The 21222-nt window shown below is 60.7% G+C and carries 15 protein-coding genes; 6 read left to right on the plus strand and 9 right to left on the minus strand.

The genetic code is table 11. From position 1 onward, the window contains the following. Window positions 1-27 precede the first annotated feature (27 nt). Window positions 28-366, minus strand: coding sequence for a SemiSWEET family transporter (locus HMPREF2528_RS09250; RefSeq protein WP_083297876.1), 339 nt, complete (start codon window positions 364-366; stop codon window positions 28-30). A 441-nt stretch (window positions 367-807) separates the two neighbouring features. Between HMPREF2528_RS09250 and HMPREF2528_RS05185 the strand changes: the two genes are divergently transcribed. The 5 genes from HMPREF2528_RS05185 (at window position 808) to HMPREF2528_RS05205 (ending at window position 8130) form a co-directional block, all read left to right on the plus strand. Beyond that, window positions 808-1935 (plus strand): asparaginase, encoded by a 1128-nt coding sequence (locus HMPREF2528_RS05185; protein ID WP_070542916.1) that lies wholly within the window; start codon window positions 808-810, stop codon window positions 1933-1935. Window positions 1936-1937: 2 nt separating this feature from the next. Beyond that, complete coding sequence (locus HMPREF2528_RS05190) at window positions 1938-2390, plus strand: sterol carrier family protein (protein ID WP_070542920.1); 453 nt, start codon at window positions 1938-1940, stop codon at window positions 2388-2390. Window positions 2391-2630: 240 nt separating this feature from the next. Then, window positions 2631-4382, plus strand: coding sequence for an amidophosphoribosyltransferase (gene purF, locus HMPREF2528_RS05195; RefSeq protein WP_070542923.1), 1752 nt, complete (start codon window positions 2631-2633; stop codon window positions 4380-4382). Next, a complete protein-coding gene (gene purM, locus HMPREF2528_RS05200; protein ID WP_044150117.1) occupies window positions 4382-5527 on the plus strand; it encodes a phosphoribosylformylglycinamidine cyclo-ligase in 1146 nt (381 codons plus the stop codon). The genes purF and purM overlap by 1 nt, the downstream gene beginning before the upstream one ends. A gap of 641 nt (window positions 5528-6168) precedes the next feature. Further along, complete coding sequence (locus tag HMPREF2528_RS05205) at window positions 6169-8130, plus strand: S8 family peptidase (protein WP_070542926.1); 1962 nt, start codon at window positions 6169-6171, stop codon at window positions 8128-8130. A gap of 117 nt (window positions 8131-8247) precedes the next feature. On the opposite strand, the gene HMPREF2528_RS05210 is transcribed toward HMPREF2528_RS05205, so the two are convergent. Next, window positions 8248-10200, minus strand: a complete 1953-nt coding sequence (locus HMPREF2528_RS05210) for a S8 family peptidase (RefSeq protein ID WP_070507155.1) — start codon at window positions 10198-10200, stop codon at window positions 8248-8250. Window positions 10201-10932: 732 nt separating this feature from the next. Here HMPREF2528_RS05210 and HMPREF2528_RS05215 point away from each other — a divergent pair. Beyond that, window positions 10933-12642, plus strand: coding sequence for a S8 family peptidase (locus HMPREF2528_RS05215; RefSeq protein ID WP_070507157.1), 1710 nt, complete (start codon window positions 10933-10935; stop codon window positions 12640-12642). Window positions 12643-12861: 219 nt separating this feature from the next. Here the strand turns inward: HMPREF2528_RS05215 and HMPREF2528_RS05220 are convergent, their stop codons facing one another. The 7 genes from HMPREF2528_RS05220 to HMPREF2528_RS05250 form a co-directional block, all read right to left on the minus strand. Continuing rightward, complete coding sequence (locus tag HMPREF2528_RS05220) at window positions 12862-14055, minus strand: bifunctional glycosyltransferase family 2/GtrA family protein (protein WP_012902888.1); 1194 nt, start codon at window positions 14053-14055, stop codon at window positions 12862-12864. Continuing rightward, window positions 14052-15122: a phosphodiester glycosidase family protein gene (locus HMPREF2528_RS05225; protein ID WP_070507162.1), complete on the minus strand. Its 1071-nt coding sequence runs from the start codon at window positions 15120-15122 to the stop codon at window positions 14052-14054. Before HMPREF2528_RS05225 ends, HMPREF2528_RS05220 begins: the two co-directional genes overlap by 4 nt. 319 nt (window positions 15123-15441) lie before the next feature. Beyond that, a complete protein-coding gene (locus HMPREF2528_RS05230) occupies window positions 15442-15651 on the minus strand; it encodes a DUF3073 domain-containing protein (RefSeq protein WP_005504588.1) in 210 nt (69 codons plus the stop codon). Between the two features lie 392 nt (window positions 15652-16043). Further along, window positions 16044-17762 carry a carbohydrate-binding domain-containing protein gene (locus HMPREF2528_RS05235; protein WP_070507164.1) on the minus strand — a complete coding sequence of 573 codons (1719 nt, stop codon included), beginning with the start codon at window positions 17760-17762 and terminating at the stop codon, window positions 16044-16046. 237 nt (window positions 17763-17999) lie between these two features. Beyond that, a complete protein-coding gene (locus HMPREF2528_RS05240; protein WP_060824311.1) occupies window positions 18000-18920 on the minus strand; it encodes a polyphosphate polymerase domain-containing protein in 921 nt (306 codons plus the stop codon). Between the two features lie 112 nt (window positions 18921-19032). Further along, window positions 19033-19749: a DUF4956 domain-containing protein gene (locus HMPREF2528_RS05245; RefSeq protein WP_070542930.1), complete on the minus strand. Its 717-nt coding sequence runs from the start codon at window positions 19747-19749 to the stop codon at window positions 19033-19035. 315 nt (window positions 19750-20064) lie between these two features. Continuing rightward, a complete protein-coding gene (locus tag HMPREF2528_RS05250; protein ID WP_070542933.1) occupies window positions 20065-21060 on the minus strand; it encodes a calcium-binding protein in 996 nt (331 codons plus the stop codon). Between the last annotated feature and the right edge of the window lie 162 nt (window positions 21061-21222).

Genomic DNA, 21222 nt, shown 5'->3' on the forward strand with positions numbered 1-21222 from the left:
ACCGAAGCTACCGAATCAAGCTAAACCTTAGATGAGGGCGGTAATAGCAGCCACACCACCGAAGACAATACCCGGGAGGTTCGCGATGATGATCGGGACGTCCTTCTTGGGGCGCCACAGACCGTACAGAACCCACAGGGTGCAGTTGATAGCCGCGACCAGAGGCTGAATCCAGTCGCCCTTGTGACCGCTCAGGTTACCGATAATCTGCGGGAAGTAGAAGACATACATGAGCACGGCAGTAATCGAAGCGACTCGCGCAAGAATGGGGAAAAACTTGGCGTGAAATTCAGATTCAGCGCTCATGCCGCTTTTTTCTGCGGTGTTCTTAGGGGTGGTGGAAGAAGAGTTGTTCTGCTCTGCCATAAAATTACCTATTTCTTCTGATGATCTAGTGTGCGTATTATCTGGTGCTGTCGTTCTCGCAAACAGTGGAGACGTAGATGATGGGAGGATCTGTTCTAGGTGGCTCCAGGATAGGTGGCGCTAGGATACATGGCGCTAGGAAGGGGCCGCTCCCATTTTGAGAGGTATGCGCAGACCTCACGGGTATACTCCACGAATATTCTATTCCTCCCCATGCTAAAGACGTAACCCCTACCACCAATTAATATGAGAGGTATCACATATACAGCTCACTGTCGGTCAAAAAATATCACATAAACATCCAAAAATAAGGATGAATCCGCCCCACCCTTACAAGCAACGTTCTGCACGGAAATATTTGCGGGGATACCATTCTGAGCCGCCCTATACGCGTAAAACCGCGTACATAAGGCAGAACAATACACCCCTTAAACTAGAAGAATGACCAACAGCACCACCCCACAGGCAACCACTCACACCACCAACCCCAGCAGCGCCTTCGACGTAGAACTCGCGCAACTCACCCGCAACAACTTCATTGAGGCACGCCACCGCGGCCGCCTCATCCTGCTGGGCCCCGACGGCGATGTACAGCTTGCCCTCGGTGATATTCACGAGCCCTTCTACCTGCGCTCCGCCGCCAAACCGTTGCAAGCCATCGGATCTATGAAGGCGGGCGCGCCCCTGTGCGGCTCCCAGGTCGCCATCGCCTGCGGCTCGCACTGTGGCACCTTCGAGCAGATGCGCGCCGTACAGGACGTACTCACCCAGGGCAGCACCGAAACCAACCCGCTCACCCCGGCGAACCTGGCGCTCAAGCCCACACTCCCCTCCGATAAGCAGGCACGTCAGGCAATGATTCAGGCGAACCTTGCCGCTACTGCCCTAGCGCACCCCTGCTCCGGCAAGCACGCCGCTTTCCTGTGGGCGTGTACCGCTAAGCTTGAGCGCGGCGATCTCGAAGAGGGCTCGCAGAACTGGACTCTACACAACTACCTCGACCCCTCCCACCCGCTGCAACAGGTCATCACCGAAGAAATTGAGGCGTTCACCGGCGAGCCCGTAGCCGCAATCGGCGTTGACGGCTGCGGCGCACCCGTGCACGCCGTCTCCCTGGCCGGTGCCGCACGCGCCTACTCGACCCTGGGTGCGGCAATCCGCAACCTCGGGGCGGATGCGCGCGCCTCCACGGTCGCGACCGCCATGGTGGATTACCCCGAGCTGATTCAGGCGCCCGGCTCCCCCGACACCGTGCTCAGCGAAGAACTGGACGCGATCGTCAAGGGCGGCGCGGAGGGCGTGCTCTGCATCGGTCTGCGTTCGGGTGCGTCCGTGGTGGTAAAGATGAGCGACGGTTCGCACCGCGCCATGTACGCCGTGGCCTTGCGCGCCCTGGTCGCTGGCGGATACCTGAGCACTGAAGAATGCGAGCGCCTACTCGCGCTGGTGGTTCACCCGGTGACCGGCGGCTACGTGGACGGCAAGCCGGTTGAGGTGGGCGAGCTGCGCGTGCATGAGGAGCTCTTCACTCGCGAGAATCTGACTCTCGGTACCCAGGAAGGGAACTAGTTGTGGCGATTCGACGTAAGACTAGCGAAGAAGCGGGCATGGCGGCGGTACGCGAAGTGCGTGCCTTCTTTGAGGAACAGCGTGCGGCAGCCGGTGAACTTGCAGATTCGCATGCCCGAGGCGAGTACCTGCTGAACAGCCCCGAGGTGGAGCAGGCGTTTGCCGCGCTCCCCCGCCCGGTGCGCGCTACCTTTGTGCGCTTCACCCTGGAGGAGCTGGCAACCCTCGCCCCCGGCAATAGTGTGGAGGTGCGCGTACCCCCGCTGGGCGTGACCCAGTGCGTGGCGGGTCCTCGCCATACGCGCGGTACCCCGCCGTCCGTGGTGGAGGCGCGTCCGCTCGTGTGGGCGGCGCTGGTTCTGGGTGCCTGTTCGTGGGCGCAGGCGGTGAGTGCCGGTGCGCTGGATGCGTCGGGTGAGCGTAGTGACCTTTCGGGTTTGTTGCCGCTCTTCTAGAGTTCGCTACGAGCTCACAGGTCCACGCAGTTTTCGTGATTTGGCGTGTTTGGTGCCTGTTCTAGTGGTCCATCCTGAGGTATTTAGCGCATCTTTCACCGCATCGGCTCCGAAACCCGGTACACTTTTAAAGGTCTGGTGTATGCTACGGCACACACAGGCAGGTGTGAGTGCGGCAACACGCCCTAATCTTGCGCTTGCACAGACGCATCCGCAGTCCCATCGTCGAAAAGAAGTGAATTGATTCGCCCCGACGGAAAACTCACTCACGACCTCGATCCAATTGACCACGGCCCCAAGGACGCCTGCGGCGTCTTCGGTGTCTGGGCTCCCGGCGAGGACGTGGCAAAGCTAACCTACTACGGCCTGTACGCGCTCCAGCACCGCGGCCAGGAATCAGCAGGTATCGCAACCAGTAACGGCAAACGCATCCACGTGTACAAAGATATGGGACTGGTCTCCCAGGTCTTTGACGAAGCCACCCTCAGTTCCATGCCCGGCGACCACGCTATCGGCCACGCCCGATACTCCACCACCGGCGCATCCCACTGGGCTAACGCACAGCCGACTCTCGGTACCACCCCGCACGGTACGCTCTGCCTGGCGCACAACGGTAACCTCACCAACTCGGCAGACCTCTACGAGCGTCTGATTGAAAAGAACGGCGGCAAGCCCCCCAAGCACGGCGAACTCGCCCAGGGCAACACCACCGACACCGCACTCGTCACCGCCCTGCTGGCGGAGCACGACTTCGACTCCCTCGAAGAAGCAGCACTCGACCTATTGCCGACCCTTCGCGGTGCTTTCTGCCTCACCTTCATGGATGAGCACACCCTCTACGCTGCACGCGACCCGCAGGGTGTACGCCCCCTCGTGCTCGGTCGTCTGGAGCGTGGCTGGGTTGTCGCATCCGAAACCGCGGCACTTGATATTGTCGGTGCGTCCTTCGTGCGTGAAGTGGAGCCCGGCGAGCTCATCACCATTGATGAGAACGGTCTGCGTTCCCAGCGTTTCGCAAAAGCTAAGCCCGCCGGTTGCGTCTTCGAGTACGTTTACCTCGCTCGCCCGGACACCACCATCTCCGGCCGTAGCGTCTACGAATCCCGCGTAGAAATGGGCCGTCAGCTTGCCCGCGAACACGCTGTTGAAGCTGACCTGGTCATGCCCACTCCCGAATCCGGTGTTCCGGCTGCTATTGGTTACGCCGAAGAGTCCGGCATTCCCTACGGTAACGGCCTGGTCAAGAACGCCTACGTGGGCCGAACCTTCATTCAGCCCTCGCAGACTATCCGCCAGCTCGGTATTCGACTCAAGCTGAACCCGCTCAAGTCTGTGGTTGCCGGTAAGCGCCTCGTCGTTATTGACGATTCCATTGTTCGCGGTAACACTCAGCGTGCCCTCGTGCGTATGCTCCGCGAAGCTGGCGCGAAGGAAGTGCACGTGCGCATCTCCTCCCCGCCCGTGAAGTGGCCTTGCTTCTACGGTATTGACTTCGCTTCCCGCGCGGAGCTGATCGCTAACGGCCTGTCCGTGGACGAAATCGCTTCCTCCCTGGGTGCCGATTCGCTCGGCTTCATCTCTCAGGACGGCATGATGGCAGCCACCGAGCAGCCCGCCGAAAACATGTGCACCGCATGCTTCACCGGCAAATACCCGATTGAGTTGCCGAGTGAGGAACGACGCGGCAAGTCCCTCTTCGACTCCGCGGAGAAGGGCAAGGGCGGACCCCTCGCCGGCAAGGCAGCTGAGGTAACCGTGGAGCGCCCCGTCCCCTCCAAGCCTGAGCATGCTGAGGCCGTCTCCATTGAGACCCGCGAAGGCACCGAAACTCTCGAAACGAAGTTCGACCCTTCCGCAGTACAGGTTGCCGCAGACGACGCCGGTATGGGCATGTGCAACCCCGGCCCCGACGCCGACCTCGAGGCATTGCTCACCGAGCAGGACCGCATCCCCGCAAACTCCTCCGCTACCGCTACCCCGAAGGAATCCTAATGAGCGAGAACACCACCACCGTAACCTATGCGAGCGCAGGTGTTGACGTAGAGGCTGGCGATCGCGCCGTTGAGCTGATGAAGGGCGCTATCAAGGCGACCCACAACTCCTCCGTCGTTGGTGGCGTGGGCGGCTTCGCGGGCCTGTACGACGTCTCCGAGCTGGTCAAGTACCGCAAGCCCTACCTGGCTACCTCCACCGACGGTGTGGGCACCAAGGTCGCTATCGCGCAGGCTCTGGATATTCACGACACCATCGGCTACGACCTGGTCGGTATGGTCGTGGACGACATCGTCGTGTGCGGCGCTAAGCCCCTGTTCATGACCGACTACATTGCCACCGGCAAGGTCGTTCCTGAGCGCATCGCTGATATTGTGCGCGGTATCGCGGGCGCATGTGCACAGGCTGGCACCGCCCTGGTTGGCGGCGAGACCGCTGAGCACCCCGGTCTGCTCGCTGAAGACGAGTACGACGTTGCGGGCGCAGCAACCGGCCTGGTCGAGGCGGACGAGCTGCTCGGCCCCGACCGCGTGCGCGAAGGCGACGTGCTGATTGCTATGGCGTCCTCCGGTATTCACTCCAACGGCTACTCCCTGGTCCGCAAGGTCCTGAACGTTGCCGGTTGGGGCCTGGAGCGCCAGGTGGACGAGCTGGGTCGCACCATCGGTGAGGAACTGCTCGAGCCCACCCGCGTGTACGCTGCGGACTGCCTGGACCTGGCGGCGGCGTTCCCCGTCAACGGCGAAGACGGCACCACCGGCAGCGGTGTACGCGGCTTCTCCCACGTGACCGGCGGCGGCCTGGCCGCTAACCTGGCTCGCGTTCTGCCCCAGGGCCTGGAGGGTCGCGTGGACCGCTCCACCTGGCAGATTCCCGCGATCTTCTCCCTGATCGGTTCGCTGGGCAACGTGCCCCTTGCCGACCTGGAGCGCACCCTGAACCTGGGCGTGGGCATGATCGCTATCGTTGACCCCTCCGTGGCTGAGGCTGCTACCAAGCGCCTGAACGACCGCGGTATCCCCTCCTGGATTATGGGTGATGTTGTTGCCGCTGGCGAGCCCGAGGCAAACAGCGCGGACTACATTCAGGGCGCTAAGGGCGTGGACGGCGGCGCGGTTCGCCTGCTGGGCTCCTACGCTTCCTAAGGACGCTTTCTCCAGTAGGTAGCGAGCGCCAGCTTGCTGGTGCTGATGATTCTATAGACCGGGGCGGTCACCCATGCGGTGGCCGCCCCGGTCTTTGTGTGTCTACCGGCGGGGCGTGCTGTCCCGTGTGTTTGATGCCAGCTTTTTATTTATTTTCACGCGTATTTCAGGCTATTTTTATTTTTTGCTATCAACTGCATTTTTAATGCATTCTAGTGCTTACACCACAGTGTTAAAACATTTATTTCTCTCCCCTGTCAGCAAGAGGTGCCGCATATCCTGCCTCGTATACTCCAACCCTCAAGCTTTACTTACATAAACCCTCAACCATTGGGCACTATTCAGCCTCCAGAGGTTGATTTTCTGCACATTAACCCGTGAAAAGCACCTCAAAAATCCCTCAAGTTCACCTTGAAGTGATACCTTAGAAATGTACGTTGCACACCGTCCAAAAAGGGTTCTTTCGGTACGAAAAAGGGTCTACAAAACACTATTCCCTCACCCTATTTATTACTTCAGCGCGCCCAAAAACAGGCCCCTTTTGTCGCCCCGTAAAACCCTATCCGCACCCCGTGCGCCTGCAGACGGAAACACCAGTACACATCACACAGTCCGCATACCACCTACATCAGGAGAACCAGATGAGGCTTCCATACATCGGCGCGCAGCGCACCGAAACACCTCCTCGCCGCTACCCCGATAACTGCCGCACCGATAACCGCCACCGCAAGCGCCCCGCACGCGCGGCACTGAGCCTGCTCGCCGCCGGCGCCATCCTCTTCGGAGGCGACCTGCCCGCCGTCCTCGCGCAGGCACCCAGCGACGAAGCCATCCTGGCAGCAGCTCAGGCGGCACCCCAGATCGAAGGTCCCGTCAGCCCCCTCACCCTCGCGCGCAACGGCGCGGCACGCCCCAACACCCCCACCGCGGCGGCACCCGGAACGCTCCCCCAGCAGGTGTTCGACCGATTCATCGTCACCTACACCAACGAAGCCAAGCAGCGTAAAATGCAGCGCGACGGCGACTGGGACGCAGTCCGCGGCATTGTTGACGACATCATGGACACCGTCGAGGTCGTCAGCGAAGCGCTGAACGTCGATACCAAGTTCCTGCACAACACCTCCACCGATGACGCCGTCATCCAGACCTCCAAAACCCTCAACAAAAACGAGGCGAAGGAGTTCATGGCGAAGGTCGCCTCCGACCCGGACGTAGCCTCCGTCGAGCCCGACTACATCAACTACCCCGCTGCAGAGGGCGACATCACCTTCCAGTTCAACGACCCGCAGTACAGCAAGCAGTGGAACCTCACCAACCCCACCACTGGCGTGCAGAACACCGGTAACGCACGCCTGCGCCGCGGCGCAAACGTGAAGGTTGCCGTGCTCGACACCGGCTACGTGCCGCACCCCGACCTGGTCACCGGCATGGCGAACGGCTACGACTTCGTCAGCGACCCCCTCAGCGCCCGCGACGGCGACGGCCGCGACCCCAACCCCAAGGATGAAGGCGACTACGCGCCCTACAACCTCTGCAAGGATCAGGCGAACGCCCACACCTCCACCTGGCACGGCACCAGCGTTGCCGGCATTATCGGCGCCCGCGGCAATAACGGCATGGGCATGGTTGGTACCGCCGACCTCGCCCGTGTGCAGCCCGTGCGCGTGCTGGGCCGATGCGGTGGCCGCACCTCCGACATTGCCGACGCCATCATTTGGGCTGCCGGCGGACACGTTGACGGCGTGCCGGACAACACCTACCCCGCCAAGATTATCAACATGTCCATCGGCACCGTAACCCAGTGCCCCGCCGCTTACCAGCGCGCCATCAACATCGCCCGCTCCAGGGGTGCAATCGTGGTCGCCGCGGCAGGTAACGGCAACACGGAGGCCTCCAAGTACGCGCCCGCCAACTGCATGGGCGTCATCACGGTTGGTGCAACCACCAAGGCTGGCACGCGAGCTTCGTTCTCCAACTACGGCACGAGGGTTAACATCTCCGCGCCGGGTGAAAACATCCTCTCCCTGTCCATGAAGAGCCTTGACCGCCCGGATTACACTAAGTTCAGCTACGACTACGAGAGCGGCACCTCCATGGCGGCACCGCACGTCTCCGCTCTGCTGGCGCAGCAGCTGGTCAACGGCACCTCCATCACCACCAAGCAGGTTGAGGAGGCGTTCACCCTCGCGGGGGGAAACCGCATCAAGTGCGATAAGTATTTCTGCAGCCGAGGTATTATCAACAGCTTCAACCTGGCTAAAAAGGCTGGAAACCTGGACGCGAACGGTAGGGTGACCTACCTGCGACCGCGCAAGACAATCAAGGTGATCTCTAAGGGATTGAGTGCAGGCGCATCTAACACTAAGATTGCCGATAGAGCCGCCGACGACGAGGCAGCCGAAGCAACCGCAGAAGCTCTCACGGCAGGAGCCAACGGCGAGAGCCTCACCGGTGACTACGACCGGATTCCCGGCGCACCCGCCATGGAAATCCCCGAAGATGCCCAGGTCTACGACCTGAACGGTGACGCCGAGCCCATCACCCAGGACGAACCGCTAGTCACCAACCCCGCCCAGAAGCCCCGCGAGGTCAATGAACAATAAGCTATCCGCTACCGGCTTCGCACCAGGCCCAGTCGACAGCGCATAGTAAAAGCCCCCGATGAGAGAACTCATCGGGGGCTTTTCGTGTCTAAACCCTAACTCAACTAGCGGAAATGACTAGCGGTGATTACCGGTCGCGAAGCCCAAGTAACCATTGTTCAGGTAGCCATTGTTCGGGTAAGTACTGCTCGGGTAGGTGTTCGCAGATGCACCACCGTACCAGGAGCGGTAACGCGGGGTGTGGCCGTGACGCGGACGCGACGGGTAGGAGGGGCGAGTCACCGGGCGGGACGGGCGGGTCCTGGCCTTCGGAGCCGGGGTCACCTTCGGTGCAGGAGTTACCTTCGGTGCAGGGGCCTGCTGACGCTTAGCGTCCTCCTCAGCCTTCTTGCGTGCCGCCTCTTCAGCCGCCTTCTTACGTGCGGCCTCCTCCTCAGCCTTCTTGCGTGCCGCCTCAGCCGCAGCGGCATCGGCAGCCTCACGGTCGGAGCGGACCTGCTGAACCGCACGCGCCGCATTCACAATGCCGGAACCGCACGCGGACTGGTCGCACTCAACACCCTGAGAGGTGGACTGCAGAACCTTCTTCGCCTGAGCGTAAGTGAGCTTCGGGTCGACCGCCTTCATGAGCGCCACAATACCGGCAACATGCGGTGCCGCCATGGAAGTGCCCTGGTACTCGGCGTAGTCAGCCTTACCCGGAGCGGTCTTACCAGCGTTCAGGGTGGAGAGAATACCGCCACCCCAGTAGCTGCGGTCGCCACCGGGCGCGCTCACGTCCACGCGGGAGCCGTAGTTGGAGAAGTAGGAGCGCTTGCCGTTCTTATCGGTTGCGCCCACGGTGATGACGTCCTCGCAGTTGCCGGGGCTGGACTTCGAGGCGTCAAAGTTGTTGTTACCGGCTGCGACGACCACGATGGAGCCGCGCTTATTCGCCTGAGCAATCGCCTGGCGGTACGGGGTGGTGCAGGCACCCTCGCTGCCGATGGACATGTTAATGACCTGGGCAGGGTTCTGGTTTGCGGGAACACCGCGCACGCTACCGCCGGCAGCCCAAATAATGCCGTCGGTGATGTCCGAGTCGAAGCCGCCGCAGGCGCCCAGAACGCGCACGGGCACGATCTTCGCCTCGGGTGCCACGCCGGCAATGCCCTCGTTATTGTTCGCGATAGCGGCAATGGTGCCCGCCACGTGGGTGCCGTGCCAGTCGGAGGCGGTCGCCTTCGAACCGGTGAAGCACTGGTTATCTACGGTCCAGTTGCCGGCATCGGTCGGGTCGGAGTCGCGGCCGTTACCGTCGTTGGAGAACGCCGACTCGGCAATGAAGTCGTAGCCGGGCAGCACGTTAGCGTCCAGGTCCGGGTGGGCGGTAATGCCGGAGTCCAGCACCGCCACGGTCACGCCCTTGCCGCGGGTGGTGCCCCATGCCTCCAGCGCGGAGACGCCCTTTTCACCGGTGAGGGACCACATACGGTTCATCTTCGGGTCGTTAATCTTGACGGGCTCCGCGGAGGTGTGATCCACGGTAGCATAGCGGCGCATATCGGGCGACACGGAGGCGACCTTGGAGTTCGCGCTCAGGGCGTTCATATACTGCTGCGCCTGAGCCGGGGTGAGCTCCGCGGAGGTGGTGACCACGCTGGCATCCAGCGCGGTGGAGCGGACATAGCTGGTCTTAATGTTCAGCAGCTCGTCAATGCTCTGCACATCGGAGGTGATGCCCGCGTAGAGTGCGTCGGTCCAGGTCGCCTGCTGGGTGCCGGCGGCTGCGGACCAGTCAATCTGGTCTGCGGTGGCGTCGGTGGAGGCGGCATTCTTCGCCTCATCGGTGTAGGTGATGATGAAGCGGTTGTATGCCACGGGCGCGGACTGGGTGACCTGCGCATTATTGGAAATCTGGGCGGCGGTAGAAGCCTGTGCCGCCGCAGATGCCTTGGCCTGGTTAGCCTGCGCGGTGGGTACTGCCACGGCGGGGATAACACTTGCCGAAAGCAGGCAGGTTGCGGTGACGAAGCTCAGCAGGGAACGCTGGGGGCTGCGTGCCTGTGAGGGGCGAGCAATGCGAAGCATGGACATCCTTGAGGTGAGTGGTACCGAGTGCGCACGATGCGGCGTAACGTTGCCGACTCGCGTTGAGGGCGCAGAGTGAGGTGTGTGTACTCGGTACGAGTGAATACGGAAGAGTGAGGTGTTAGCGCTGTGCGGTGTTTTCATCGCACGTATCTGCCGGGCAGATGTCTCTGTGGGCAGATGTCGTTGTGCGGGGTGGTTGATGCATGGCGCTGTGGTGCGTGGTGTCTGCGTTGTTGCTTGTGGGGCTGTTGAGGGTAGCTCCACAATGTGCGTGCACGGGTACGCACCGTGAGATACTCTAGCACCCTTTTTCAGTTACTTTATGAATAAAATAACCTTTGTGATGCAGGTCATTTTATGCATAGATGAGTAAAACTTAAATCACTACTTTAAGTCGCGAGAATATTCCGACTAGGCATTTCTTTATCTGCATTTATATGAAAGAAAAATCTCATTATTTACGCCACACTATCGAGTTTTAGCCGCTTCACACATAGGAAAAGGTGCTAGGATATCGATATCTCACCACATAAACCACTTCCGAAGAGCTCCCGCACGGGGGTTTAGAGAAAAATACACATCAATGCAGTGATGTGCATTTTCTTTTTCTATTCGCTCCTCACAAGCAAATACACAAAAGAATGCAGATATTTTCTCAAAGGTGCATTTATGTGAGTGGATGACCAACCCGCTTGCCGCTTCCGGCACTCACATACGCAAAGGACCCCGATGTCTTTTACCACTCACCCCTCAGCGCGCGGTGTCGCACGCACCGCACTGAGCCTGGGTACTGCAGCAACACTCGTCGCAACCCTGGGCGCCCCCGCATCCTTTGCGGCACCCGCACAGGCCAACAGCGCCGAACGCGCAAAAGCCCACACCACCATCTCCTCCCTCAGCTCCGCACAGCAGAAGGCAGGCTTCAACCGCTTCGTTATCACCTACACCGATAGCGCACTGAACGCAGGCGGCATCAACTGGGCAAGCCCCGCAGGCACCCAGGTTGCCACCTGGAACGACGCCCTCTACCAGGGCCTCACCTCCGAGGTGAAGAGCGTCGACGACCTCTTCAAAATCAAAACCAACTACGTACGCACCACCGCCCAGAAGGCAACCGTGGTGACCCTCTCCTCCAAGCTCACCGCAGAGCAGGCGGAGAAGTACATGGCAACCCTGAGCTCCAACCCCTCCGTCGCATCGGTAGAACCCGACCTACTGCGCCGCTCCACTGCACGCGCTCGTGGTGCTGCCACCTCCAAGGTCGCTCAGGTAGCTCAGGCATCGAACCAGGCTGTAGCACCGAACGACACCCTCTACCCGCAGCAGTGGAACCTGCACGGCACCAAGGGTCTGGCTGCACCCGAGGCGTGGAAGACCACTCAGGGCGCTGGCGTGACCGTTGCTGTGATTGACTCCGGCATCGTCAAGCACCCCGACCTGGACGCTAACGTCCTGCCCGGCTACGACTTCATCACCGAGCCCTCCATTGCTCGTGACGGCAACGGCCGCGACTCCGACCCGACCGACCAGGGCAACTGGGAAGAAGCGGGCGTCTGCGGTGCTGATGCAGAGGCAAGCGAGTCGAACTGGCACGGCACCCACGTTGCCGGCTCCATCGCGGCGATTATGAACAATAAGCGCGGTATCGTCGGCGTGGCACCCTCCACCAAGATCCTGCCCGTGCGTGCCCTGGGCATGTGCGGCGGCTACGACTCCGACATTGCGGATGCAATGGTTTGGGCAGCCGGCGGCACCGTTGAAGGCGTTCCTGCGAACTCCAACCCCGCCAAGATCATTAACCTCTCCCTCGGCGGCGAAGGCACCTGCCCCGCAACCTACTCCAAGGCTATTGCTGAAGTGAACAAGCGCGGCGCGATTCTCGTTGTCGCTGCTGGTAACGATGGTCAGGACACTTCCAAGGTCGCTCCGGCTAACTGCGGCGGTTCGATCGTGGTGGGCGCTACCGACCAGAACGGTAAGCGTAGCGACTTCTCCAACTACGGCAAGATTGTTGATGTGAGCGCTCCCGGCAGCAACATCATGTCCACCGTGGATCTGGGTACCACCGTGTCCACCGGCGCAGGCTACACCGAGTACGACGGCACCTCCATGGCAGCACCCCAGGTTGCTGGCGTGATTGCTCTAATGAAGTCCGTGGATCCCTCGCTGAACGCTGAGCGTGCAAAGCAGATTCTGAAGCAGAGCTCCAAGCCGCTCACCTGCGATGTGAACGGTTGCGGTTCCGGCATTGTGAACGCCGCGAGTGCACTGGCTATGGTGCAGGGCAAGAAGGACCCGAACCCGCAGGCAAAGCCCTGGCCGAAGCGTGCACCCAAGCACCCGACCCGTGCGGCTCGTGTTGGTTACGTGACTAACCCGGCTGTTAACCACAACCCGCCGTTCCTGATTACTGCCCACGGTCTGATTCCCGGTCAGTAATCGGCATGTTGCCAGCTCGGAAGCCGGTGAGCCAATAGGCTTCTGAAGGATGCCACATACAAAAAGCCCCCGTTGAGTTTTCTCAGCGGGGGCTTTTCGTGAACAGAAACGCTGCGGCTTTTGGTGCTGCAGCTTGCTTCTCCCACCCACCCTCACGACTGACAGGTGGGAGAAATCTTGGGGTACGCCCCTAACGAGCTGGACGCTAGGGTAGACGAGCTAGGGGCGTACCTGGGAGGCGCGCGCACCGGTACGGATACCTGCTGCCTCCATGCGAGCGGACTCGTAGCTCACCGCGCGCAAGCCGGAAGAGGCGGCGATTGCCTGAGTCTTTTCTCGCGTATTTTCCTGACGCTGGGTGGGTAGAAAAACCCAGCGGCGCTGGACCGCGAAGCTGATCGGGATCAGAATCAGTTCGGTCAGGATCTTAGCGACCAGCAGGGACGCGCCCAGGCCAGTCAATGCTTCCATCAGAGCCGCGTTGGCTGCGAGGATACCCACCGCCAGCACGGTGTACCGTACCAGCGAGGAGGATGCCGAGGGGCGTGCGCCTCCGTCGTGCATGAGCATTCGGTTGACGGTGAAGTTCGTCAGCGCCGAGATGATGCGGGCACCGACCACGGCTACCAGTAGCGGAGCGCCCATGCCCACCAGGACGAAGAGGGCGATAGCATCCACGAGGAAGCCGGTCAGGAAAGACGATGCCAGGAAGGCAAGCAGCGGTGCGTAGATGAGTGCCGAGTCCTGCAGGGGCCTAAAGTGGCTGGTCGGGTTGCCGGGCTCGTAGACCTTCACGATGGGTACCTGCACCAGTTCCACGTCTGCGCGGGTTGCGCGTAGCAACATGGAGAACTCGTACTCGTACTTATCGCCGGGAATCTGCAGCAGCCAGTCCAGGATCTGCGGGGTGAAGCCTCGCAGACCGGTCTGGGTGTCTGCCACGCGGGCTCCGGTCGCCAGGGCGAAGAAGCCTACGGTTGCGCTGTTGCCAATTTTGGAGCGCAGCGGCACCCTGGTGCCTTCTTCGCCGGCGTTCGGGTCGGGCTTGGTACGCACGCCGAGGATGATGCTCCGCTGACCTGCCACCGCGGCGGTTTCGGTGCGCACGCCCACACGGAAGATGTCCCGAGGTAGGTGCTGGCCGTCCGCGTCGGCGGTGACGATGACCTCGCCGGGGCGGTTTGCTTTCGCCCAGGCGATGCCGGTGCGCAGTGCCGCACCCTTGCCCCTGTTGGCGGGGTGGGTCTGCACGGTCACGCCGTCGATGCGCAGTTCGGTAAAGATGGGTGCGTAGGCGCTACCGGATCCGTCGTCAATCACGAGGATTTCGGCGTCCGGGTCCTGTGCGTGCAGGGCCCGTGCAAGGCGGACCAGTGATTGGTCCGGCTTATAGGCGGGTATCAGGATAATCACGATGCGCTCCCTGCAATGTAGAGAATGTCGCTGGTGCCACGTTCCTTGGTGCCACCCTGCGGGCGGTTGACCAGCTTATTGTTGAAGACCATGGCGGAGGAGCCACCACCGTCCAGGTTGTAGGCGCTCACGCAGCCGAGGTCCTTGAACATCTGGGCGAACTCGGGCATGGTCACGCCGCGCGAGTAGTTGGTGGAGCGGCCGTCGACCACGATGAAGACCAGGTGGTTGGTGCCGAGCACGCCCACACCGGTTCGCGGCTGGTAGCCCTGGATGGAGTGGTTACCGAAGTTGGTGTCCACTTCGACGCTGTCGATGCCGTCGACGATTGCGGAGTCCTTGACCAGTGCGGGGCCGAAGGAGAGGGTGTTCCACACGCCCTCGTTGACGAGGGTCTGGGCGTTGGTTGCGGTTTCGTCGTAGAGCTTGACGGAGCCGTCGCGGTAGAAGGCGAGGCCTTCACGTGCACCGGAGTCACGGTAGACAACACCGTTTCGGATCACGATGCCGGTGGTACGGAAGCCGTAGTAGTCGCCGTTGATCGCCCAGATGCCGTTGTGTTCGGACGCCATGTTCGAGGGGGTGTCGATGATGTTCTGGCCGAACTTGTTGTTGGCGAAGGCGCTTCGCAGCAGGGTTGCGTTGTCGAGCTTGATGTCTGCTACGAAGGAGACGACCGCGTCCGAGCCGCTGCCGGTGGTGGTGGAGGTGATGGTAATCGAGCCTTCGTTAGCGGTGAGGCTCTGGCCGTTGACCTTCACGCCGGTCAGTTCGGTGGGATCTGCGGTGGCGGAGCCGGAGGCGCTTGCGTTTGCCTGGGCTGCTGCCGCCTCGTAGGCGGTGGTATCTTCGATTTCGGTGTGCTCTGCCAGGTAGCGGTTGTACGCCCAGCCTGCGCCGCCGCCAACTACTGCGAGTGCGCCGAGGCCGCCGCCGATGAAAATTCGACGGGTGAGCTTCTTCTTGGCTAGCTTCTGCTCTGCAGCGGTTTGCGCTGCGTTAGCTTGTTCCGCTGCGGTCTGGGTGGCCTGGTCAATGTTCTGAGTCATGTTCTGTTCGTTGTTCATGTCTCTAGAATGCCGGGCTATTCTCTGTGCCAGGCATTACTAAGCTGTGCAGAAGCTATGTATGCTTATTCATTCCAGGCTTTTTTATTACTGCCTGTTCCGTATTACCAGAAGATGCTATACACACCCATGTATAAACATGTGTACTGGCTGTGTGTACCAAGCAGTTGAGCACCCACCGCATCCCCACTCCCCCACGCGCACGTGGCCACTCGAAGGCACGAAAAAACCGGCTGAGCACCCCGTGCGGGGCCTCAAGCCGGTTCATCATCTATGAAATACGCTCGGTCGATATGCACCGAATCATTCCGCGTATTCTTTATGCCTCATCCTCGTAGGACGCGTACTTTTCTGCGTATGCCGAGTAGTCGTCCTCGTCGTCATAGCGACGGCGGGACGAATCGGAGGACTTCGTTTTCTTCGCGCTGCTGAGCTCGCGCTCGAGTGCGCTGTAGTCGGTCTCGGGGCTGAAGTACTTCATCTCCCGAGCCTGCCTTGTTGCTTTAGCCTTCTGACGGCCGCGCCCCATGGCGTGACCCCCTCTTTCATCCTGTCCGAGGCGAACAGCACGCGCGGCGCATCGCTCTCGGATCGTTCAACAGTCTTTACTACACTATAGAGTACCCTGTTTCAGCCCTGAATGTCTCGCTGGACGGCACCTATTTTGCGTATCAGAGCACTTCTTCGCACCGGAACAACCGTTTTATTTTGCACCCGCAGCTTTTTTACCCCAGCCGCCACACTCCCTATATAACACGTAGCCCCGCACCGGATATATCACTATATCCGATGCGGGGCGAGTGTCTCTGCCTCCGGCTCACTCACAAGACCGGGTTCAGAGAGGGTACCGTGCAGGTCATGACATCCCGCACGGGGTCTAAGGGAGAGCCCCCTGCCGCTGAGCCTGCGGCGAAGGAGCTGCTAGCTTGCGGTAAAGGAGCCCAGCGAGGTGGCGTTAGAAGCCAGGGTGGTGCTGGAGGCATCCACGCTATCGGTGGTGGTGTACACGGTGTAGCTCTCGCCCTTGGTGATCTTGGAACTGGAGACCAGGATCAGTGCGGTGCTGGAGTTAGTCACCTTGTAGTTCGCCACCACGTTACCGGAGGAGTCGGTCACCTGTACGGTGGTGCCTGCGCTCAGGTTCGATACGTTGCTGATCTTCACGTAGCCGCTGGTGGAGTTGGTCGAGGGTGCCTCGAACATGTCGCCGGAGTTACCCGCGGCCACGGTCGTGCCGTTGAGCAGCAGGTCGCCGTTGGTGTCCAGGGATGCGTTACCGCCGGTGAAGGGACCGTTCACGATCAGGGTGCCACCGGAGAGGGTTGCCGTACCGTTGGAGTCGATGCCGTCGCCGTTCGTGTTCACGGTGACGGTACCGCCGGAGATGTTGATGGTTGCGTCGACGACCTCGAAGGTGCCGCCGCCACCCATGCCGCCACCTGCGCCACCACCAGCCGGGGGCTGACCCATAGTGCCCGAGGGAGCCTGACCGCCACCTGCAGGTGCCTGACCTGCGCTACCGCTGGGCGCCTGGGGTGCAGAGTTCTGGCCATTCTGCGCGCTCTGCTTAGTCGAGGTTGCAGTAGTCGAGGTTGCAGTAGCCGACTCAGTGCTGGTCGAGCTAGTGCTGGTCGAGGTGGTGCTGTACGAGGCGTTGATACCGTCATCGGAGCTGGTCACGTTCACGGTGCCGTCCAGGATGTTGATGTACTGCGCCTCGATACCCTCGTTCGCCTGGGTGATGTTCAGGGTACCGCCGGAGATTTCAAGCACGCGCTCAGCCTTGAAACCGTCATCACCTGCAGAGATGTTCACGGTACCGCCGCTCAGGCGTACCCAGCCGCGGTTGCCGTCGGTGTCGTTAGTTGCCTTGATGCCGTCCTGGCTTGCGGTCACGGTGATGGTGCCGTCCAGAATATCGACGTAGTCCTTACCCTTGATGCCGGTGTTTGCCGCGTTCACTTCCAGGGTGCCGGAGGCAATGACCAGGCCGTCGGAGGTGTGGATACCCTCTTCGTACTTACCTTCAACCTTCAGGGTGCCTTCGCCCGCCAGGGTCAGGTCACTCTTGGAGTAGATAGCTGCGTCGGGGCTGCCGCTGGCGGTATCGGAGTAGGAGGAGCCGTCAGAGACGGTGTTGGTGGTACCCGAGGCGGTGTAGATAACGACCTCGTCCGCCTCAACAACGTTGATAGCAGCACCGGTGGAGTTGGTGACCGTCGCGTTGTTCAGAATCAGGCGGACCATGTCGCTGTCGGCTGCCTCAACCTTGATCTGGCCCTCGTAGGTGCCGGTGAGCTTGTAGTTGCCCGCCTTGGTGATGGTGATGACGCCGTCGCTGACGGTCACGCCGTCGGTCGCGGTCGGGTTAGAAAGATCGATAGTGACTTCGCTGGAGGAATCCCAGGTCAGATCCTTCGCGGAGTAGTGGGTGTCCTCGGCGAGCTTCGCGCCGCTCTTCACGTCGGTGGAGAAGGAGTCTGCCACCTTCGACGTGGTGCCCGAAGTGCTCGAAGCGGAGGTACTGATTGCACTCGAAGCGCTGGCATTCGATGCCGAGGTTGCCGAGCAGCCGGTCAACGCCAGGGCTGCCAGGAGGGTAATGGAGGTTGCGCTCTTGATCATATTGCTCTTTTTCACGGGTTTTCCTTTGTGTTTTGGTGACTACTCGCGGAGAGCTTTGCGCCACAGGTTTAGGGAGTACAGGTTGTATGTGAAATGTGAATATGTGTGAGAGCGGTTATTGCCTGTGTGGGGCGAATAAAGCCGATGTTGTGCTTGGTTCGGGGGTATAGATGAGGGGCTGGGGGTGCGGGTAAGGTAGGTGCACTACCCTACCCGCGCATCCCAGATTGCCGTTTTAGGCAGGTTGCTGTTTTAGGCGGCTGCGAAACGCTCGGTCAGCAGCTTCTGGTAATCCTCTTCGGTCATGTCATCCACGTTCAGGCGGGTGCCGTCGACCGGTTCCAGGTGCATCCAGTTCTTCAGGGTTTCTTCCCACTTGTTGCTTGCCAGCTGCGGGTTCAGCGCCGCCATACCGGTTGCAAACTTGGAAATCTTCGCGGGGGTGATGCCCGCATCCCAGAGGTGCTGGTCTGCCACGGAGGGCTCCACGCCGGACTTGGTTTCGATGATGACCGCATTCGGCAGGCCGTAAGTGGTGCCGATCAGGTTGCCGTGGAAGTTACGGTAGTTCACGCCAGCCATAAGGATGTTCTCAGACATGGGGGTCCAGGTCAGGGCGTTATCGACGGTCATGCGGGAGGCGACCGGGTTCTTCTTGCTCTGCGGCAGGAAGACCGTGGTACGGCGGTAGCCGGTGCTCAGGACCGCCTCCAGCCTGTGCACGGGGCCCGCGAGGATATCGCCGAGTGCTGCGGTGATGTACTCGTGGCCTTCCGCGGTCAGCTGGTCGCGCTTCTCAAAGATGTACGGGATACGCTTCTTGACGGTCATATCCTGCTCACCGTCGGTCTTGACCTCCAGGAAGGTCAGCTTCGAGTCCAGGTAGCTACGGGTACGGATCTTGAAGGTGTCGTCGCGGCTGTAGGCTGCCGAGTGGTAGCTCTGCATCTGCGGGGTGTCGAAGTAGACCGAGTCGTAGGCGAAGTCGCGCTGGCCCTTGATGTCCATGACGGATGCGTCTGCATCGAGCGTGGAGAGTACCTTGGCGGCGGTTTCTGCGTCGACAATGTACTTGCGGTCCACACGGGTCTGCATGGCTGCCTTTTCGTTCATGGCTTCGAGGCTGATGCTCTTCCACTCTGCGGGGATGATGTTTGCGGCTGCGTTAGTCATGGGTCTTCGTCCTTCTGGGGTGCCGTCCCTGCGTGCTGGGGGGCGGCGTGTCGTGGGTATCGGAGATGTTTGTGCAGTTGGAGTGAATCGGAGGCTTTTATGCCGACTGGTCTTACTTGCCCACCAGGGTGCGCTGGAGCGGAACCATCCGGGTGTCCAGGGTGGTGTGCGCCTCGGCGGTAGGTGCTACCGGCTGGCGGGTTGCGGTCATCTGCGGTGCTACCGCCTGAGCGGCTACAGGCTGTGCCGCCTCCACTGCCGCGGGGGTGCCGCCCTCGGTGGGTTCCTTGGGCTGGTAGGTGACGGTGGCGCGGGTCAGGTTGTTCACCATGTCCAGCTCGGTGATCTTCGCCGAGGTGACGGTGTAACCCAGGCGAGCGCTCAGGTATACCTTGAGCTCTTCCTCATCGCTGATCGCACGATCGGCGGTGACGGTCTGAGTCTGATCGGTAGAGACCGGGGTGCTGCGCGAGTCGAGAATCGCGATGAGGCCGACCAGGGTAGCCATGAGGCCGAAGGCGATGTACGCCGGGCTAATGTTCACACCTGCGATCATGCCGACCGAGAGAGCTACGAAGTAGTAACCCACCTCGCGCTGGCTCAGGGCGGTGGATCGCAATCGGATAATCGACAGGACACCGAAGAGGCCCATACCCATAGCGGATGCGTTCGATCCGGCGGATACCAGCGCCACCGAGACGGTGAAGATGCCGGCGTTGATGACCGCGTAGGAAATCATCAGTTCGCGGTTGCGGTGCCGCACCATGTAGAGGGTGCAGAGAGCTGCGATGGCTATGGCATCGGCAATCGCCATGGTCAGAATAGTCATTGGGTGCTCCAGGTATCGTGTCGTGATGTTCGCAGTGCTTTTTGCTGTCTGTTCTTCAGCTTCGGGCTGTGCGTTCTTTGTAGTATCTAGATTCCCGTGCAAGCCTGTGTTTACCCTGTGTTGCCCTTAACTTAGAGATAAGTGTTAGAAGTCTCTAGTATATCTGCTGGTCAAATGCACTAGAGGCTATTATTTTTTCCCTCTCTCCACTACGTTTTCTGTATCTTCTGCGGTATCAAAAGGCGCAAAAAATGGGCTCCCTCCGAGATGGAGGGAGCCCATAAAAGCAGCTAAAAACTTAGCGACTAGGCGTTATTATGCCTTCTTGCGCATGCGGGTTGCTACGATGGTCGCGCCACCAGCACCCAGAGCAATCAGACCCAGACCAGCAGCGGTCATCGCATCGGATGCACCGGTCTTAGCCAGGGAAGAAGAGCTCTTGGAGGATGCGTTCGAGGAACCGGAGCCCAGGTTGTCGTTCGAGCCGGAGCTCAGACCACCGCTAGAACCGGAACCCAGGTCGTCATTGCCGGAGGACCCCAGCACGAGGTTATCGGAATCCTTGGAGCCCTTAGACTCCTTGGAATCACCCTCGACGTGGTCAGCCGCAGGGGCAGACTGCTCATCAGACTTCTGCTCTTCAGCAGGTGCGGAGGTCTCTTCAGCAGGCTTGGTTTCCTTAGCGTCCTCAACTGCGGGTGCGGAGGTCTCTTCAGCAGGCTTGGGAGCCTCGGTGGTCGGGTCCTGAGTGGGAGCCGGGGTCGAGTCCTCGGAGGGGGCCGGGGTCGGATCCTCGGAGGGAGCGGGGGTCGGATCCTCGGAGGGAGCCGGGGTGGGCTCTTCGCTAGGTGCCGGAGCGGGCTGCTCTGCAACCTTAATGGTCACGGTAGCTGCCTTACCGCCGCGGGGAACGTCGCCGTCCTTCAGGGAGCCGGACAGCAGGTAAATGTCAACGGAAACGCTGCCGTGCAGCTCTTCCTGCCAGGGGATGGTAACGGAGAAGTTGCCAGCCGCGTCAGCGTGGATTTCCAGGTAGTCCTGGCCATTAATCTTGACAGCACCCTTGTTCAGCTTCAGCGCCAGAACGGAACCGGAGGTACCATCAGCGGTCTTGAAGCCCTCGCCACCAATGTTCAGACCCTGACCCTCAACCCATACGTCGGGGGCGATGAACTGTGCAGAGTCTGCGTAGGTGTGGACAACCTGAGGTGCGCCTTCAACAGCGAAGGTGGCGGGGACGGAAGTAGCAACGAGGCCACAGCCGATGAGGGCGGTGGCACCGATGCGTGCAATGTTGTTTCGAATGTTCATGCCCCCATTCTAACGAGCGAAGCTTAGGATACCGACCCCCAAGACGTCAATTTATCATGACCTAACTCACAAAATATATTTTTCTTGAAGGTTTCTTGAAGGCATGGTTGAACTATACGAGCCTTTTGCACCGCCGTGCACACCCAAACTCTCAACCCCACA

The sequence above is a fragment of the Rothia sp. HMSC078H08 genome (genome assembly GCF_001808955.1).
GTDB lineage: Bacteria > Actinomycetota > Actinomycetes > Actinomycetales > Micrococcaceae > Rothia.

What these genes read in the sequence shown, in the direction of transcription:
- HMPREF2528_RS05240 (WP_060824311.1), bottom strand. Translation starts at nt 18,920, where the DNA reads ATGACTAACGCAGCCGCAAACATCATCCCCGCAGAGTGGAAGAGCATC.
- HMPREF2528_RS05225 (WP_070507162.1), bottom strand. Translation starts at nt 15,122, where the DNA reads ATGAACAACGAACAGAACATGACTCAGAACATTGACCAGGCCACCCAG.
- HMPREF2528_RS05205 (WP_070542926.1), top strand. Translation starts at nt 6,169, where the DNA reads ATGAGGCTTCCATACATCGGCGCGCAGCGCACCGAAACACCTCCTCGC.
- HMPREF2528_RS05210 (WP_070507155.1), bottom strand. Translation starts at nt 10,200, where the DNA reads ATGCTTCGCATTGCTCGCCCCTCACAGGCACGCAGCCCCCAGCGTTCC.
- HMPREF2528_RS09250 (WP_083297876.1), bottom strand. Translation starts at nt 366, where the DNA reads ATGGCAGAGCAGAACAACTCTTCTTCCACCACCCCTAAGAACACCGCA.
- HMPREF2528_RS05245 (WP_070542930.1), bottom strand. Translation starts at nt 19,749, where the DNA reads ATGACTATTCTGACCATGGCGATTGCCGATGCCATAGCCATCGCAGCT.
- HMPREF2528_RS05185 (WP_070542916.1), top strand. Translation starts at nt 808, where the DNA reads ATGACCAACAGCACCACCCCACAGGCAACCACTCACACCACCAACCCC.
- HMPREF2528_RS05215 (WP_070507157.1), top strand. Translation starts at nt 10,933, where the DNA reads ATGTCTTTTACCACTCACCCCTCAGCGCGCGGTGTCGCACGCACCGCA.
- HMPREF2528_RS05250 (WP_070542933.1), bottom strand. Translation starts at nt 21,060, where the DNA reads ATGAACATTCGAAACAACATTGCACGCATCGGTGCCACCGCCCTCATC.
- HMPREF2528_RS05230 (WP_005504588.1), bottom strand. Translation starts at nt 15,651, where the DNA reads ATGGGGCGCGGCCGTCAGAAGGCTAAAGCAACAAGGCAGGCTCGGGAG.
- purM (WP_044150117.1), top strand. Translation starts at nt 4,382, where the DNA reads ATGAGCGAGAACACCACCACCGTAACCTATGCGAGCGCAGGTGTTGAC.